Below are 16,591 nucleotides of genomic sequence, written 5' to 3' on the forward strand. Positions count from 1 at the left end.
CTCCTTAACATTCCTCACGAACGTGTTCCCAAACATCATTTTTCATTAGGTCACGGTGCTCCAAATTCACCAAATAACCCTTGTCCTTCAGCCTGTCATATATATGCTTGGCGATAAACACTGAACGGTGCATTCCCCCGGTACAGCCCACAGCTATTACCAGCTGTGTCTTTCCCTCCTTCTCATACTGGGGCATGAGAAAATCTATCATATTATCAAGATGCTTTTCAAATTCCTTGGTAACAGGATATTGCTCGATATACTGAGCCACCTCCGGCACAGCACCGCTTTTATGACGCATTGATTCCACATAAAATGGATTTGGCAGAAAACGCACATCAAATACCAAATCTGCATCCAATGGCATACCAAATTTAAACCCAAAGGACATTACATTGGTACTGAGCTTATCCCCAGGCTTGCTGGCAAATATATTCAGTATTTTTTCCTTAAGTTCAATCTTTTTCAGATCAGAGGTATCAATGATATAGGTGGCCTTGTTTCTGATAGGTGCCAGCCGTTCACGCTCCTTGGCAACCCCCTCGGGAATTCTGGAACTGGGAGCCATCGGATGACGCCGGCGAGTTTCCTTGTAACGGCGAATAATGGCAGCATCGGACGCATCCATAAACAGCATTACATAGGGCTGATTATCCCTGTCCATGTTTTCCAGTACGTGAATGAATGTATCAAAAAATTCCCGGCTCCTGGTATCAACCACCAGTACCACCTTGTTTACATGACCATCGGAATGACGGCACAGCTCGGCAAATTTTGGAATAAACACCGGAGGCAGATTATCGATTACGAAATACCCAACATCCTCCATATAGCGGCATGCCTGGGTTTTGCCCGCCCCCGACATCCCCGTTACGATAATAAAATCCATTCTTTCATCTCTATCCATAACAGCCTCCTTCTAAAAATCAGCCTGTTAGTCCAGACAAAATCTTTCAATAGCTTCTGCAATACCGTCATGGTCACAGTCAGCCACCTCATAATCCGCAATTTTCTTTACATTATCGTTGGCATTGCCCATGGCCACCCCAAAGCCTGCCGCTTCAATCATGGTCAGGTCATTGTTGGAATCACCAATCGCAAGCACTGAATCCATAGGTATGCTGTATTTCTTTGCCAGTCGTGCAATGGCTGTTGCCTTGTTTACTCCTGGTTTTATAAGCTCAATATAAATTGGCGTAGATTTAACAGCCTCTATGCGGCCATCAAACTGCTCTGAAATTGCTTCAACAACTTTATCCCCTTCCTCAGGGTTATCCACCATAATCAATAGCTTTGGTACATTGTCCATATACTTTTCCAGCTCATCCCCCACAGGATTCCCCTGCACACCGGCAGCACAGCGGTAATAGGAAGATTTATCATTTTCCTCTCTATAATAGAGCTTTTCATTGCTGTAAATCTGAATATAAAGATTTCTCGCCTCAGCAAACTCCACCAGCTCTTCCACCAGCTTACGATCCAGATATGAGGCAAATAATTCCTCCCCATCCACAGTTTTTACAAGGGCGCCATTATATGTAATAATCGGCACATTAACCCCCAAAGCCTTCACATGTGGCAGGGCAGAAATATGCATTCTTCCAGTAGCTACAGTAAAAATAACCCCGGCCGCCACAACCTTCTTAATGGCAGCCTTTACACCATCGGTTACCTTACGCTGGCTATTTAAGAGAGTACCGTCCATATCTGTAACAAAGAGCTTAGCTTTCATAATAATGTTCCTTTCCAGTGAATATTGGTATTAAATAAATATCATTATGGCTTGAAATAAACCGTCACGCTTGTACCCGGTTCCACCACTGTATTTGCCGGTATACTCTGGCCCGTGGAAAGTCCCGTGCCCTGAATATTCATTCCAATTCCCAGCTCTCCCAGTTTTTGGGAAACCTCCCGAATACTCAGACCACTGAGATCAGGCATTATCTGTTTTCCCGGCGGAGCGGTCTTGACAGCTGGCTGTGAATCCTGTTGCTTATGCTTCTTATCCATATCCTCGAATGGATCAGATGATGGTTCAATATGTTTATAGCGAAGCAGCTGGGCAAAGATTTCCCCTGCTACCGGCGCAGCAATCTGACCACCGTAGAAGGAGCCGGCTGTAGGATCATCGATTATAACCAAAACCACAAGCTGAGGGTCTTCCACAGGAGCAAAGCCACAGAAGGACGCAATATAACGGCCTTCCATATAGCCGGCGGTGTCCTTGTTAATTTTCTGGGCTGTACCTGTTTTTCCGGCCACCCGATAGCCCTTAACCTGAGCCTTTTGACCACCACCAGTTGCAACTACCTGCTCCAGCAAGCCCATGAGAGTCTTGTCCGTGGCAGAGCTAAGTACACGACGCACTTCCTCACGGCCATTTTCCTTATACATGGAACCATCAGCATTGGTGATATTTTTAACGATATGAGGCTTTAAAAGCACGCCATCATTAGCGATGGCAGACATAGCCGTACATAGCTGAATGGGTGTCACAGCAATACTCTGGCCAATGGACATGGTTGCTATATCGGAGTCCAGCATTTTATCACTTTCAAACAGCATACCAGAGGCCTCCCCTGGCAGCTCCACCCCTGTAGGCTCACCAAAGCCAAATTTTTTGGCATATTCGTTGAGCTTTTCACCGGTAAGTATCTGCCCTATCATAGCAAAGCAGGTATTAATAGAATTCTTAACAATATCCGTAAAGGTTACGGTGCCAAAGCTTTCACCATTCCAGTTCTGAATATGCTTATCGGATACATTAATGCGCCCCGGATCGTAGAAAGTCTGATTAGGTGTTACCACACCTTCCTCCAATGCGGCACCGGCCACAACTGACTTAAAGGTGGAGCCTGGCTCATAAATATCCGACACAGCACGATTTTTAATTGCATCCATATTATAATCAGCAAATTTATTCGGATTATAGCTTGGGCGGGCAGCCATGGCCAAAATTTCACCTGTTTTAGGATCCATAACAATAGCAGTAACATTCTGAGGCTTGTTCTCCACCATGGCCTTATCCAGAACCTGCTCCACAATAAACTGCATAGTGGCATCTATTGTCAGGGTAACAGTCTTGCAGTTATCTCCCTTATAACGCTTCTGGGAAAGGGAAAAAATGGAGTCAAAAATGGTACGGCCCCTCATATCTGTAAGTACGTCATCCTCCTGCACATCACCCTTTACGATGCTGTCCATGGAGTATTCCAGCCCTTCAAGGCCCTTGTCCTCCATACCGATAAATCCAATTATATTGGCAGCCAGCATATCATTTGGATAATATCGTTTAACCTCATCATCCATCCAAAGGCATTCATATCCCTTGTCTTTTTTTAGCTGATTTATCGCCGCTTCCTCATCACTTTCCAGTCCATGCTTAACGGCATAATAGGCACCGCCCTCCCTTATACGGTTGGCAATAGTTTCCGCAGGAATATTAATAATAGGACTCAGCTCTGCAGATAAAACCTGAATATCCTCCTCGCTGCCCACTTTGTCCGGCCGTATAACCAGCAGCTTGGCTATGCGGCTGATAGCCAGCTCCCTGCCGTTTCTGTCCAGAATCTTCCCCCGGGGAGATTGGCGAACCACATTATCCCGGGCTATATTCATGATCTTTTCTTCCATTTCGTCATGCTGGACCACCTGCAAAATAAAATATCTGCCAATGGTAACCACAAACATGAATATGAGAAACAGCATGAGTATATTTATATTTTTGAGAATCTTTGTCTGTTTGCTTTTCATTACACTACCCCAAATTTATACTATTCTAACTTATTATTTTACACCAATACAGGGCAAATGCAAAAATTAAACTTAAACAAAATAAAATGTCAGAATATTTCTTTTATAAAGAATTATTTTATGATTTTGAAGATAAAAGTTTACTTTTATATCCTTTCACTGGTATAATGTAGTCAGAATGGTGGTGTTGAAAAATGGATGATATTGATAAGAAAATTCTTAAGCGCCTACAGGAAAACGCCCGTGTCACAATTTCAGTTTTAAGTTCGGAGATTTCCCTCTCCATGCCAGCTATCAGTGAACGCTTAAAAAAGCTGGAGGCTTCTGGTGTCATTAAGCAGTATACTGCGATTTTAAATCCTGAGCTTGTGGACAAGCAGCTTATGGCTCTGGTTTACCTTAGCTTTGATAACCCAAGTCATGGTGATAGTTTCAAAAATTTTGTAGTTGGCGAGTCTGACATTAAAGAGTGTTTCTACATTACTGGTGATTTCGATTATTCATTAAAGATTATTACCCAAAATACCTCCACTTTGGAAAGTCTGCTGACGCGTATCAAGGAACAGACTGGCGTAATCAAGACGCAAACTATTGTTGTACTGTCTTCCATTATAGACAGGCCTTCCGTAACAGTTGAGTAACGCTTAAACGATAAAAATGGGACTGCCCCAGGCAGCCCCATTTTTTATTTTTCATCACCAATGGTACTTTTCCCCACGGTTTATTTTAAATGCCCTGTATATCTGCTCAACCAGAAGCAGACGCACCATCTGATGGGTGAAGGTCATTTTTGAAAAGCTAAGAAGCATATCTGCAGCTGACCTTACCTCAGAAGACAAGCCAAAGGCCCCTCCTATAAGGAATGTGATATTGCTTTTTCCCGACAGGCCCAGACTGTCAATTTTGGCAGCCAGCTCCTCAGAGGAAAGCTCCTTGCCATATACATCCAATACTATAAGATAGCTTCCCTCAGGCACCTGCTTTAGAAGACGTTGCCCCTCCTGGGCCAGAGTCTGCTGCTTTTCAGCCTCTGAAGGATTATCCTTCATTTTTTCTTCATTGATCTCTATAATTTTCACATTGGCAAAGGGACCCAGACGCTTCAAGAACTCGTTTATTCCCTCTGTCAGATATTTTTCCTTTATTTTTCCGGCAGTTACGATATTAATCTTCATCCGGCTTAACCCTCAACAGGCTGGGCATCCAAGGTTACATTTACAGTCTTGGTGGTTCCATTGGAATCATATTTAACCTCTACTGTTTCACCCACTTTATGAGCGGTAATGGCTGCCCGCAGTTCACCCACAGTATTAACCTCTGTGCCACCTACAGCCAAAATAATATCACCACGACGGAAGCCGGCGCGTCCGGCAGGACCATCCAGGGATACATTAAATACGTAAACGCCCTTATCCACATTTAAAATATAACCCTGACGGGCTGCGGATTCCTTGTCAAAAACACTTACACCAAGATATGGTCTGGTAACGTGGCCCTGGGAAATAAGCTCCTCCACCACAGAACGTACAGTATTGATAGGAATGGCAAATCCCATGCCCTCTACGGCATTTGTAACAATTTTCTGTGAATTAATTCCAATAACCTTACCATCAGCATTTACCAAAGCACCACCGGAATTACCAGGATTAATGGCCGCATCTGTCTGAATGAGCTTCATATTGCTTTCGCCTTTGTTCAGAACACGATTTACAGCACTTATTACGCCAGTGGTGACACTACCCTGGAATTCCAGTCCCATTGGATTGCCGATGGCAATGGCAGGCTCTCCCACCATAATATCATCGGAATCGCCAAACTCTGCTGCCGGCAGATCATCTGCATCCACCTTCACCACTGCCAAATCGGTGATTTCATCAGCCCCAACCAGCTTACCGTTAAGGCTGCGACCATCGGAAAGGGATACTATGATCTCCTTGGCACCATCGATTACATGATTATTGGTTACAATATAGCCATCCTTGCGGAAGATAACACCGGAGCCATAGCCCTCAACGTCACGAAGGTTAAAAAAGAAATCCCTGGCAACTGCTTTATTGGTAATACCCACCACGGCAGGCCCCACATTCTTGGCTGCCCTGACCACAGGTGTATTTCTGGCATCGGATACATTGGTATTATAGCTTGGACTGGAGGCTGGAATTCCTTCGGCCACATTATTCTTGCCGCATCCCCCCAGCATTACCGATCCCGCTACCAGGAGACCCATTACAACTGGCAGACAAGACTTAAAAATCCTCTTTTTTGTAATCATTTTCTCTCCCTCCAAAAAATAAAAATATATCAAAAATCAACGCTAACACACCTATCCTGAGCAGTAAGTATAAGCTCCATGTTCTTAACTCCCTGCTGGTCAAGAATCTGCCGCACTGTCTTCATTGCCAATTCCGGCAGGTTGTTGGATTCACTTAGATGTGCCAGCAAGACTTTTTGTGGCTTTTGCTTTAAATGCACCAGTGTCCAGGCCGTATCCAGGTTGGACAGGTGCCCCCGGTTGCTTAAAATACGCCGTTTCAGTGGCCATGGATATACACCGTTTTTCAGCATATCCACATCATGGTTTGCTTCCAATATCATTACTCTGGCTGATTCCAGCTCTCTGCGCAGATTGCTGTCCACAAATCCAATATCAGTAGCTACTACACATTTTACACTGCCTGTTATTGAGTATCCCACAGGGTCTGCCGCATCGTGGGGAATTCCAAAAGCCTTCACTGTCAGCTTGTTGATTCTGACCCGATCCATAATTGGATTAATACACTCCTGAGGAATATCCCTATAGCAGCTCATAGCCCGAAAGGTCTCCGGACGGCTGTACACCGGTATACCATATTTTTTTGTCAAAGTGGCAAGACCCTTAATATGGTCATTATGCTCATGGGTGATAAAAACCCCATCTAATTCCTCAATGGCCTGACCAATATTACTGAGTTCCTGCTTAATGCGCCTGGCGCTGATACCAGCATCCACCAAAAGTCGGCTTCCCTCCATTTCAATGAAGGTACTATTTCCTTTGCTGCCGCTGGCTAAAACCGAAACCTGCATCTTTCCTCCTATAAGCCAAGTATAAGAAGCCCTGCTGAAAAAATTCTGTAAATATTATTAGATTTTGTTTAGAACCCCATATACCATAACAAAAATGGTCAAAAAGGTCAAAAGAAAAGGACAGGACTGACTCCTTGTCCAGTCCTGCCCCAAATAACCTTAATTATATTTTTTCTTTTTTCCCTGACATTTAGGACACTCACCATAAAAATACAGCTGTCTGCCTGTCAGCTTATAATTGGACAGCTTTGCCACCTGCTCCATAATGGTATCAGCCTCAAAATCCATAATATCATCCACACGGCCACACGTGTTGCAGCGCACATGGGCATGGCTTTCCATTCTGGCATCATAACGATAACTGTCCTCACCAATATTCAACACCTGAGCCAAACCAATCTTATCAAAAATCTCCATCGTCTTATATACGGTTGCCAGACTCATGGCCGGATAACTTGGCAAAAGCATATTATAAAGCATCTCCGCATTAGGATGCTCTGTTGTATTCTGCAATGCATCATATACAGCAAGACGTTGCGGAGTCACCTTAAAGCCATGGCTGCGAAGTATATCTGCTACACTTTGCATGTCCATCATCATATTCAATTTCCTCCAAACTTAGTTGTAAAGCGTAACTACTTTTCCCCATTATCAACAGATAATCACTATCCATTGAGTATTTTACATATATTTAATATTTATGTCAATAAAAATATAGGATAATAGTTTCATTTTCGTTTAGAGGAAATAATATGATATAATTATTTGTCGATTGCTTACACCATGGAGGAATAAATCAAGATGAAAACAGAAAATATCAGTAAAATAATTGCTGATGAATTAAAAATAAAAGTATTTCAGGTTGATGCTGTTACAGAGCTTTTAGACGAAGGCAACACCATTCCTTTTATTTCCCGCTACCGTAAGGAAAAAACCGGTGAACTGGACGAGGAGAAGGTCAGGATTATTTCTGAACGCCTTGCCTACCTCCGCAATTTTGTAAAGCGTCAGGAGGAAATCCTCAACAAGATAGAGGAACAGGGAAAGCTCACCCCTGAGCTGCAGCTGGCCATTGAAAAAACCACAAAGCTGCAGGAGCTGGAGGATATTTATCTTCCTTATAAACAGAAGAAGCGCACCAGAGCCCAGAAGGCCAAGGAAAAGGGGCTGGAACCACTGGCAAGCACTATTATACTGCAAAAGCTTGCTGCTGGTACTCCGGAGGAGGTAGCTGCGGAATACATCAATCCTGAGCTGGAAGTGGAAACTGCCCAGGATGCTTTGGCAGGAGCCCAGGATATTATTGCGGAAATGATTTCCGAGGATGCCCAGCTTCGTCAGGAGCTGCGTAAGTTCCTTTGGAATAACGCCTTTATTACCACTGCCCTGGACGAGGAAAAAGAAAGCACCGATGAGGGCAAAGTATTCCTGATGTACAAGGAATATAAGGAACTGGTTCGCACACTGCCATCCCATCGTATTTTGGCCATTAACCGCGGCGAAAAGCTGGAATGTCTGAGGGTAAAGCTGGAGGCTGATGAGGAAAAAATTCTCTCCATCATTGGCAAGCGTTTCATAAAGGGTGACTCCATTTTCCATAGCTTGTTAAAAGAAACCGTGGCTGACAGCTGGAAGCGTCTCATTCAACCATCCCTTGAAAGAGAAATCAGAAATCAGCTTACGGAAACTGCGGAAAAGCAGGCTATTGACATTTTCGGAACCAACCTGCGTCAGCTGTTGCTGCAGGCACCACTGGCTGGCTTTACCGTTATGGGACTGGATCCCGGCTACCGCACTGGTTGCAAAATGGCTATTGTGGATCCAACAGGCCATGTCCTCGACCATGGTGTTCTTTATATTACCCATGGTGAAAAAGGCGCCGCTGAATCTGCAAAAAAAGCATTGGCCCTTATCAAAAAATACAAGGTTAATCTTATCTCCATCGGCAATGGTACTGCATCCTTTGAAACGGAGGAATTTGCAGCCAAGCTCATAAAGGATAACGGACTTGATACCCACTACATCGTTACCAGCGAAGCCGGAGCTTCCGTATATTCCGCTTCCCCACTGGCAAAGGAGGAACTGCCTGAGTATGATGTTACTATCCGCGGTGCCGTGTCAATTGCCCGCAGAGTACAGGATCCATTGGCAGAACTGGTAAAAATCGATCCAAAGGCCATCGGTGTCGGCCAGTATCAGCATGACGTAAATCAAAAGGAACTGGCTAATACTCTGGATCAGACCATTGAATCTGCGGTAAACCATGTTGGTGTGGAACTAAATACTGCCTCACCGGCCCTGTTAAAGCACGTAGCAGGCATTAATGCCACTATTGCCAAGAATATAGTAACCTACAGAAACGAAAATGGACCATTCAGCTCCCGTAAAGAGCTGCTGAAGGTAGCCCGTCTGGGAAATGCCGCCTACACCCAGTGTGCCGGTTTCCTGCGTATCGGCGGGGGCAAAATGCCTTTGGACAATACCCCTGTACACCCAGAATCCTATGAGCTGGCCAAAAACATTTTGGCAAAATTAGGGGCTGATGTGGATATTTTAAATGACAAGAAGCAACTGGAAATGCTCCAGGCCAAAATAAAAATCGCTGATCCTGAAAAGCTGGCCAAGGACTTAAATGCCGGTGTACCAACTGTTAAGGATATTTTAGACGCTTTATCCAAACCAGGTCGTGATCCTCGTGAGGAGCTGCCAGTGCCTCTTACCAGAAAGGCCATTGTAAAGCTGTCTGATATCAAGGTAGGGACTATTATGCGTGGTACTGTCCGAAACATAACCGACTTTGGTGCCTTCGTAGATATTGGCATAAAAACCGCCGGCCTTGTACATATTTCCGAATTAAGCAACAAGCATGTCAAGCATCCTTTGGATGTGGTGGCTGTCGGCGATATTGTTACCGTTTTGGTCATTAGCGTGGACGAAGCAAGGGGCCGTATTGGTCTTAGTATCAAACAGGTCCCTCAGGAGGCCAAGGCTATATGACGAATTTACCCGTGATGAAGGAAGAGGAGTTCAAAGCTCTTCTAGCCAAAATTCCTCCAAAGGATACTGCCAGTATAGATGAAATAGAAAGAATACTTGGTGCTTCCACTATTAAAAAGGAAGATTTTGGTGTTCTACGCTTTTTATTGAAAAAATATGCTGGTGCCACAGGCTCTGCGTCATTTAAGGACACACCTGTAAAGGCTGTCACCATCTGCTGTGCCGACCATGGTGTTGCACAGGAAAATGTCAGTGCCTACCCTCCGGAAACCACTCTGCACATGGTGGCCAATTATCTTATTTCCCATGGTGCTGCTGCCAATGTTTTTGCTGACTTCACAGGAGCCCATCTGTGTGTGGCAGATCTAGGTATAAATAGTGAGAAGGCCAAAGAACTCCCTGGACTCATAGATTTCCATATTGCCTCCGGCACTAATAATTCCTCCCGGGGACCGGCCATGACCAGAGACCAGGCAATAAAATCCTTATACTATGGCTATTCTCTGGCCAAACAACTTCACCAGCAACAGGGAATAACCATATTTCTGCCTGGGGAAATGGGCATATCCAACACCACCTCCAGTGCCGCCATTACCGCTGCTCTCCTGGAGGAAGCCCCTGCCAACACCACAGGCAGAGGCACCAATATCTCCGATGAACGGTTCAAAACCAAGCTGGCTACTGTGGAAAGGATACTGGCTGTAAATAATCCAGATTCCAGTGATCCCATTGATGTGCTGGCAAAAGTAGGTGGCTTTGAGCTGGGAGCCATTGCCGGCCTTATGTTGGGTGCCGCAGCTTCCCGTTCCCTCACCATACTGGATGGCTTCAATTCCAGTGCTGCCGCCCTGATAGCTTTAAGACTGGCTCCTGTACTCAAGGATTATCTTGTTCCTTCCCACAAAGCGGGAGAACATGGACAGCACTTAATCCTAAAAGAACTGGATTTCACACCGATGATGGATTTAAACATCAAGCTGGGGGAAGCCATTGGTTCATCCTTTGTGGCTGACATTTTAGATGCCTCCATAAGAGCATTTATAAAAATTCAAAAAGATCTGGCCGCCAAAGAGTTGATGGCAGATACCATAGAAAAGGATGTTATTCCCGATATAGCCATTACCCTTACAGATAAAACATTTGATTATTATACCAGCACTATGCCGGACCTGGATAAGGAGGCCATGGAACGCTGTCAGATGAGGCTGGACAATTTATCAAAGCCTATCTACAGCTTGGGGGTAATTGAGCAGATAGCCGCCCAGCTAAGTGGTATCACCTCCAACGAGCTACCAGCTGACATATCCAAAACCCTGCTTTTCATTGGCATGAAACGGGAAGCAGCGTTAGATAGTGACCAGGCTGCTTTTATTCATACCTTTGCCACTCAAACAGAGGCCGATTCTATTGCCGCCTATCTCACAGAGGAAAGGACCCAGATGGATGCCTTTGAATTTGGTCGCCTACAGGGCGAAAATATATCTCTGGGGAGCCAAATCATGGGCCTGTCCCTTATAGATAACGACACTGCATTAATAGATGCCATGGCAGATATGCTGTGCGACACCCAAGGCAATCTAAAGCTACAGTCAGGCACCTTCATGGCTCAGCTGCCCGGGGAAATGCAGCTGATAGCTTCTGCGGTTCTCGGTGCCATAATAGCCGCCACCCACAACCGCACCATGATAATTCTTGGAGATAGGGCAGTAACAGCCTTGGCTGGCTATGCTGCTCAATTAGTGCCCGAAATTCAGCCGTTCCTTTTGCCTATTGAACCGCCTTTATACCACATGGCAGTGAAAATACCAGGCATAACGGCTTGCATTGGTATGCGCCTTGCAGATGCAGCCATTCATATAGTTAATGACATGAAAACCTTCAGCGAGGCCCAGGTGGCCACTGCCAACGACGGCCCAGGGGCCGGAAGGCAGATATAGTATTATAAAAACCACTACAAATCAAAACAGGGTTGGGAAAAGCTAAAAAGCGTCCCCTACCCTGTTTTTCTTTTACCTTGTTACAATGTTTCTGCCATATCCTTGGCCATTTGAGCCACATTCCTATACATGGTCATTAGCTCCTCATGGTGTTGTTTCATATATTCTACAGCCTTCATGCGCTGAAGCTCAGTGGATTCACCGGAAATATAATCCTTGCCGGCCTGTTCCTGTTCCTTGGCCATTTCATGTAGGAGATTACAACCAATATTTAAGGCTCCCGATTTCAGAGCATGAACCTTAATTCTATATGCATCCCATTTCTCATCTCCAAAGGATTCTTCCATTTCCTTGATATTAGCCTCACAAAGCTTGCTAAACATGGCAAGAAGCCTTTTATACAGCTTATCACTGTTATTGCAGTATTTTAGGCCAATTGACATATCTATCTTAGGAACCCTCATGGAAACAGGCACATCTTCATAAGCCTTGCTGTCCAGTTTTTCATGGTCCTCCAACACCTTAACGTCATTAACATCATTAACGTCCTTTTCCTCGGAGGTTTCTGCCGGATGTACCAGCTCAGCAGGAAGATTGCGCTTTACCACGGTCTCCAGCTGCTTGCCCGTCATAGGCTTGCTAAGATAATCATCAAAGCCCTCTGACAGGAATTTTTCACGGACACCTGCCAGGGCAGTAGCCGTCAGAATAACGAACCTTGTATTTTCGATGCCTTTGATTTTCTTGGCCTCATGGAGAGTTGCAATACCATCCAATCCCGGCATCATGTAATCTGTCATAACCAAATGGAAAGACTCTTTCTTCAGATATTCCAATGCCTCACTGCCACTATGGGCCACCGTCAATTTTGCCTTGGTATCAGACAGCATACAGGTCGCCACGAAGCAATTCATTTCATTGTCATCAACTATGAGAATAGATGCCTCCGGAGCAGTAAAGCTGGTGGTCACCACATCCTCCAGTTCTTCCTCAATATCCTGTTCTGCGTCGAAATCTCCAATAAGCTCCGCCCCCATAATCTTCTGAGGCAGTTCAATAGCAAAGGAGCTACCCTTTCCGTAGATACTGTTTACGTTAACGGTTCCCCCCATCATGGTAAGCAGCCTATGGGTAATGGCCAAACCAAGTCCTGTGCCCTCCACCTTGCAATTCTTCTGGATATCAAGGCGTTCAAAATCCTTGAACAGCTTGTCCATATCCTCTGGCTTAATACCGATACCGGTATCTGTTACCACCAGCTTAAGGTTAAGCATATCCTCCACGGCTTCACCACTGACATCAAAGGTTACAGTTCCTTCCTCCGTATATTTTATGGCATTGTTAATGACATTAATAAGTATCTGGCGTATGCGCCCCATATCACCATACAGCTCATTAGGCAGCCCGGAATCCACGTTTATGATAAACTCCAATTGCTTTGCCTTGGCTCTGAAGCCCACCAAAGTAGCTACCTCCTTAAGGAGAACCCTTAAGCTGTATTTATCTGTTACCAGCTCCATGCGGCCGGATTCGATTTTGGAAAAATCCAGTATTTCGTTAATGATTCCCAAAAGAGCTGTGGAGGCAGAATGAATATTGCTGGCATAACGCCGTATATCCATGTCCCTGCTGCGCCTTAGAATCATCTCATCCATGCCATTAATGGCATTTAAAGGAGTTCTGATTTCATGACTCATATTGGCCAGGAACTGACTCTTGGCCTGATTGGCATCATCTGCTGCCTGTCGGGCCTTTTTAAGAGCTTCATTTTCTGCCACCTTGGTCTGGGCCATGAACAGATAAATGCTGACACAGGCAAACAACAGCAGCATCAAAGTAAACACCCACTGTACCATCTGGTACACACTATTAATTCTTCCTGCCACTGCGGACCAAGGAATATATCCCACCAAAGAAAAATCCGTCTGGGGAAGGTCTGCACCGAAAACATAATATTTCCCTTTGCTTCCTTCCGTATAAACAGCTGCCGCCTTGCTAGTTTCCAGTCTGGAATGAACCTCCACCATACCGGCCTTTATATCCTGATCATTCCAAAACTCGTGATCCTTTGTGGAAAAATTTTCATAAGGGACGGCCAAACTACCATCCTTATACTGAATCATAATGCGGCTATATGGGTTATAATCTGCCAGTCCAAAAACCTTGGTTACACTTGCCCTCGGAAAAATCTGATAGAGAACATACCTTACGTTATCCCCATAATAAACAGGGACAGCCACAATTATGCCTCCGTCAGTGTGGTAATCCACCACGTTATTTCCCTGAAAGGCCCGGAGCAGCTTTGGAAAATCATGCTTGCTGACCACAGCTCCCGTTACGTTTCCCGCATAATCCATAACACCGGCCCTGCCGTATGCATTTTCCTGATTAAGGGCCTCCAGAATATTATTTTTATGCTCCTCATGCTGCTCCAAATAAATGGCAGCTGCCTTCAGGGTGCTAATGTAGCGCATGAACCGCTCATCTGCAAGCTGGGCCATATCCGCCGTCATTTGGGATACGGATTCCTCAGCAGCATCATTTAGCTTGCGGCTTATCTGACTCTGGAGAATATTGCCTGTAATAAACAAAATTATGGTCAGGATAATTATCTCGATAAACGCCTTTTGGGACAGTCCCAATTTACTGATTTTATTATTCAAGGACGTCCACTCCCTTCACCAGCCAATCCATGTGCTGCAACAGATACTCGTCCCTGATAACCTCATTGGCATGGCAACGGAGTCTTCCCTTATTATCAAATATCTCACCAGCAAAGACAAAACGTCCAGCCAACATTTCCTTTTTAAGTTGCTTCAATACAGTACGCTGCTCATAAGTCACTGCATCAGAAAGCTGGCTGAGCTCGACCAGATCAGCCTCCATGCCTACCCATCTGTTGTCAACAAAATTCATTTCGCCCTTTAGGTAATACCTTACTATATCCTCATAGTAACGGTCCCAATTACACATAACTGAAGTTAAATCATGTTCTGAACCATTTTGCAGATCCTCGTAATAACCGATATAATCTACTCCCATTTTTTCCGCTACTGTGGCGGCCATTGGTTCATCCTGATGATAGGTTATTACATCGGCCTTTTCCTGGGTAATAAGCCTGTAGGCATGTTCTTCCTCTACCTCCTCATTTTCCCAGCTTCCTGTATACATCACCACAACCCTGGCATTGGGATTAGTTCTCTGAACCCCCAGAGCAAAGGCATTTATTCCACGATTCACTTCAGAATTTGGCATAGCTGCCACGTAGCCGATAACATTGCTCTTGGTACGCATTCCAGCTAAGGCTCCAGTCAAATACCGCCCTTGATACATTCGGATAAAATAAGAGGTCATGTTTCGCCCCCGGCACTCTGCTGAATTGGTACCAAAGGCAATCTGTGGGAATTCCCGTATCAGGGTATTGCCGTCCGTCGTATAGGAATAGCTGGTAAGAAATACCATTCCGGCCCCATTTTCTACCATTTCCCGTACTGCACTTGCACACTTGCCATCAAGACCACTGTTGTTGTCACTTACCAACAGCTTCACCCCCATGGCATCACAGGCCTTTTTCATTCCTCTGTACTGTGGTGCATTCCACCCTTCCTCATTTCTGTCTCCCAGCAATACTATACCTACGATGGGCTTTTTTATATCCTTATCATTGGAAAAGTACCAAAGAGAAGCCCCCAAGGCCGTAATAAAGAACACCAGTCCCAAAAGCAATGACCATTCAAACATCGAACGCTGTTTAGGTTCCATTGCAAAGCCCTCCTACTCATGCATCCTATACTCCACATCCTCATCAATCATTTGAAGCATTATATCCGTAAATTGGGGATCCAGTTGCGTGCCTTTGGCCTTTACCAATTCCTCTCTCACCACTTTCTGTGGCAGTACATCACGGTAACTGCGCTTGGAAGTCATAGCATCATACACATCCGCCACCGCAATAATCCTGGCCTTTTCAGGAATTGCCTGACCTGCCAGCCCATCAGGATACCCCGTACCATCGTAGCGCTCATGATGGCTGCGGGCCCCCACCTGCAATTCCTCCATCTCCTGAACTGATGATAAGATGGAGGAGCCTATGACGGGATGAACCTTAATGGAAGAATATTCACTTGGAGTCAGCTTATCCGGTTTATTTAGTACCTGACCGGACACACCAATTTTACCGATATCATGCAGAAGTGCTATAAAAAAAATCTTTCTCTGATAATTTTTCGATTTCCCTGCCCTAAAGGCAATTTCCCGGGAGTAATCCGCTACACGCTGGGAATGACCGTTAGTGTAAGGGTCCTTGGCATCAATGGTCTTTGCCAATGCAAAAACCATCTGCTTAAACAGCCTTTTAGTGGAGGCCAGCTGATTCATAGTGGCCTCAATCTGCATATCAATACGCTCCTGCATTCGTTTTTGCAGGGATATCAATTCCAAAGTCCGATTAACATGAGTCAATATCAGTGTTGGAATATACGGCTTATGCAAAAAATCAAATGCCCCGGACTGCATTCCCTTAACCTCTGTTTCCTGATCTAACTCGGCCGTCAACATAATAACCGGAATATCCTTTAGCTCCTTATCCTGCTTTAGGTATTCCAGTACCTGAAAACCATTCATGCCAGGCATATTCAAGTCCAGAAGGATTAAATCAGGCTTTCGTCCCTTTAGAAATTCAATGGCCTTCTCACCGCTCAAAAGAGATACGACTTCATATTCTTCTTCCAGTATAGCTTCAAGAAGCATATTATTTATTTCATCATCATCAATAGTAAGAATAAATGCTTTTTTCTCAGAAGTTTGATCCATAACGAATCACCACCTTTGTACATAATTTT

13 protein-coding genes are annotated in these 16,591 nt (G+C 44.8%); 3 read left to right on the forward strand and 10 right to left on the reverse strand.

Features of this window, described 5'->3' with window-relative positions:
* Nucleotides 1-4: 4 nt before the first annotated feature.
* The 3 genes from rapZ to ACKI5G_RS06010 are packed head-to-tail and all read right to left on the reverse strand — an operon-like array spanning nt 5 to nt 3,753.
* A complete protein-coding gene (gene rapZ / locus ACKI5G_RS06000) occupies nt 5-907 on the reverse strand; it encodes an RNase adapter RapZ (RefSeq protein ID WP_407398565.1) in 903 nt (300 codons plus the stop codon).
* 27 nt (nt 908-934) lie between these two features.
* Nucleotides 935-1,732, reverse strand: coding sequence for a Cof-type HAD-IIB family hydrolase (locus ACKI5G_RS06005; RefSeq protein WP_407398567.1), 798 nt, complete (start codon nt 1,730-1,732; stop codon nt 935-937).
* Nucleotides 1,733-1,776: 44 nt separating this feature from the next.
* Nucleotides 1,777-3,753 (reverse strand): penicillin-binding protein, encoded by a 1,977-nt coding sequence (locus tag ACKI5G_RS06010; protein WP_407398569.1) that lies wholly within the window; start codon nt 3,751-3,753, stop codon nt 1,777-1,779.
* Nucleotides 3,754-3,947: 194 nt separating this feature from the next.
* Between ACKI5G_RS06010 and ACKI5G_RS06015 the strand changes: the two genes are divergently transcribed.
* Nucleotides 3,948-4,394, forward strand: a complete 447-nt coding sequence (locus tag ACKI5G_RS06015; protein WP_407398571.1) for an Lrp/AsnC family transcriptional regulator — start codon at nt 3,948-3,950, stop codon at nt 4,392-4,394.
* A 54-nt stretch (nt 4,395-4,448) separates the two neighbouring features.
* Here the strand turns inward: ACKI5G_RS06015 and rlmH are convergent, their stop codons facing one another.
* The 4 genes from rlmH to ACKI5G_RS06035 form a co-directional block, all read right to left on the reverse strand.
* Nucleotides 4,449-4,928 carry a 23S rRNA (pseudouridine(1915)-N(3))-methyltransferase RlmH gene (gene rlmH / locus ACKI5G_RS06020; protein ID WP_407398573.1) on the reverse strand — a complete coding sequence of 160 codons (480 nt, stop codon included), beginning with the start codon at nt 4,926-4,928 and terminating at the stop codon, nt 4,449-4,451.
* Nucleotides 4,929-4,933: 5 nt separating this feature from the next.
* On the reverse strand, nt 4,934-6,025 hold the full coding sequence (locus ACKI5G_RS06025; protein ID WP_051555538.1) for a S1C family serine protease: 1,092 nt from the start codon (nt 6,023-6,025) through the stop codon (nt 4,934-4,936).
* A gap of 29 nt (nt 6,026-6,054) precedes the next feature.
* Nucleotides 6,055-6,816 (reverse strand): MBL fold metallo-hydrolase, encoded by a 762-nt coding sequence (locus tag ACKI5G_RS06030; RefSeq protein ID WP_407398575.1) that lies wholly within the window; start codon nt 6,814-6,816, stop codon nt 6,055-6,057.
* Nucleotides 6,817-6,975: 159 nt separating this feature from the next.
* Nucleotides 6,976-7,413, reverse strand: coding sequence for a Fur family transcriptional regulator (locus ACKI5G_RS06035; protein ID WP_407398591.1), 438 nt, complete (start codon nt 7,411-7,413; stop codon nt 6,976-6,978).
* A 204-nt stretch (nt 7,414-7,617) separates the two neighbouring features.
* Here ACKI5G_RS06035 and ACKI5G_RS06040 point away from each other — a divergent pair, with 204 nt between their 5' ends.
* Both ACKI5G_RS06040 and ACKI5G_RS06045 read left to right on the forward strand, forming a co-directional pair.
* Nucleotides 7,618-9,813 (forward strand): Tex family protein, encoded by a 2,196-nt coding sequence (locus tag ACKI5G_RS06040; protein WP_407398577.1) that lies wholly within the window; start codon nt 7,618-7,620, stop codon nt 9,811-9,813.
* Complete coding sequence (locus ACKI5G_RS06045; RefSeq protein ID WP_407398579.1) at nt 9,810-11,750, forward strand: nicotinate-nucleotide--dimethylbenzimidazole phosphoribosyltransferase; 1,941 nt, start codon at nt 9,810-9,812, stop codon at nt 11,748-11,750. The genes ACKI5G_RS06040 and ACKI5G_RS06045 overlap by 4 nt, the downstream gene beginning before the upstream one ends.
* A gap of 80 nt (nt 11,751-11,830) precedes the next feature.
* On the opposite strand, the gene ACKI5G_RS06050 is transcribed toward ACKI5G_RS06045, so the two are convergent.
* From ACKI5G_RS06050 to ACKI5G_RS06060, 3 genes are read right to left on the reverse strand one after another with little or no spacing between them, the layout of a single operon-like run.
* Nucleotides 11,831-14,413, reverse strand: a complete 2,583-nt coding sequence (locus tag ACKI5G_RS06050) for an ATP-binding protein (protein ID WP_407398581.1) — start codon at nt 14,411-14,413, stop codon at nt 11,831-11,833.
* Nucleotides 14,406-15,512, reverse strand: coding sequence for a BMP family ABC transporter substrate-binding protein (locus tag ACKI5G_RS06055; protein WP_407398583.1), 1,107 nt, complete (start codon nt 15,510-15,512; stop codon nt 14,406-14,408). The genes ACKI5G_RS06050 and ACKI5G_RS06055 overlap by 8 nt, the downstream gene beginning before the upstream one ends.
* A gap of 12 nt (nt 15,513-15,524) precedes the next feature.
* Nucleotides 15,525-16,562, reverse strand: a complete 1,038-nt coding sequence (locus ACKI5G_RS06060) for an HD-GYP domain-containing protein (RefSeq protein WP_407398585.1) — start codon at nt 16,560-16,562, stop codon at nt 15,525-15,527.
* Nucleotides 16,563-16,591: the final 29 nt, after the last annotated feature.

This window comes from Anaerovibrio sp. (genome assembly GCF_045637405.1).
In the GTDB taxonomy this organism is placed as follows: Bacteria; Bacillota; Negativicutes; order Selenomonadales; family Selenomonadaceae; genus Anaerovibrio.

What these genes read in the sequence shown, in the direction of transcription:
- rapZ (WP_407398565.1), bottom strand. Translation starts at nt 907, where the DNA reads ATGGATAGAGATGAAAGAATGGATTTTATTATCGTAACGGGGATGTCG.
- ACKI5G_RS06005 (WP_407398567.1), bottom strand. Translation starts at nt 1,732, where the DNA reads ATGAAAGCTAAGCTCTTTGTTACAGATATGGACGGTACTCTCTTAAAT.
- ACKI5G_RS06010 (WP_407398569.1), bottom strand. Translation starts at nt 3,753, where the DNA reads ATGAAAAGCAAACAGACAAAGATTCTCAAAAATATAAATATACTCATG.
- ACKI5G_RS06015 (WP_407398571.1), top strand. Translation starts at nt 3,948, where the DNA reads ATGGATGATATTGATAAGAAAATTCTTAAGCGCCTACAGGAAAACGCC.
- rlmH (WP_407398573.1), bottom strand. Translation starts at nt 4,928, where the DNA reads ATGAAGATTAATATCGTAACTGCCGGAAAAATAAAGGAAAAATATCTG.
- ACKI5G_RS06025 (WP_051555538.1), bottom strand. Translation starts at nt 6,025, where the DNA reads ATGATTACAAAAAAGAGGATTTTTAAGTCTTGTCTGCCAGTTGTAATG.
- ACKI5G_RS06030 (WP_407398575.1), bottom strand. Translation starts at nt 6,816, where the DNA reads ATGCAGGTTTCGGTTTTAGCCAGCGGCAGCAAAGGAAATAGTACCTTC.
- ACKI5G_RS06035 (WP_407398591.1), bottom strand. Translation starts at nt 7,413, where the DNA reads ATGATGGACATGCAAAGTGTAGCAGATATACTTCGCAGCCATGGCTTT.
- ACKI5G_RS06040 (WP_407398577.1), top strand. Translation starts at nt 7,618, where the DNA reads ATGAAAACAGAAAATATCAGTAAAATAATTGCTGATGAATTAAAAATA.
- ACKI5G_RS06045 (WP_407398579.1), top strand. Translation starts at nt 9,810, where the DNA reads ATGACGAATTTACCCGTGATGAAGGAAGAGGAGTTCAAAGCTCTTCTA.
- ACKI5G_RS06055 (WP_407398583.1), bottom strand. Translation starts at nt 15,512, where the DNA reads ATGGAACCTAAACAGCGTTCGATGTTTGAATGGTCATTGCTTTTGGGA.
- ACKI5G_RS06060 (WP_407398585.1), bottom strand. Translation starts at nt 16,562, where the DNA reads ATGGATCAAACTTCTGAGAAAAAAGCATTTATTCTTACTATTGATGAT.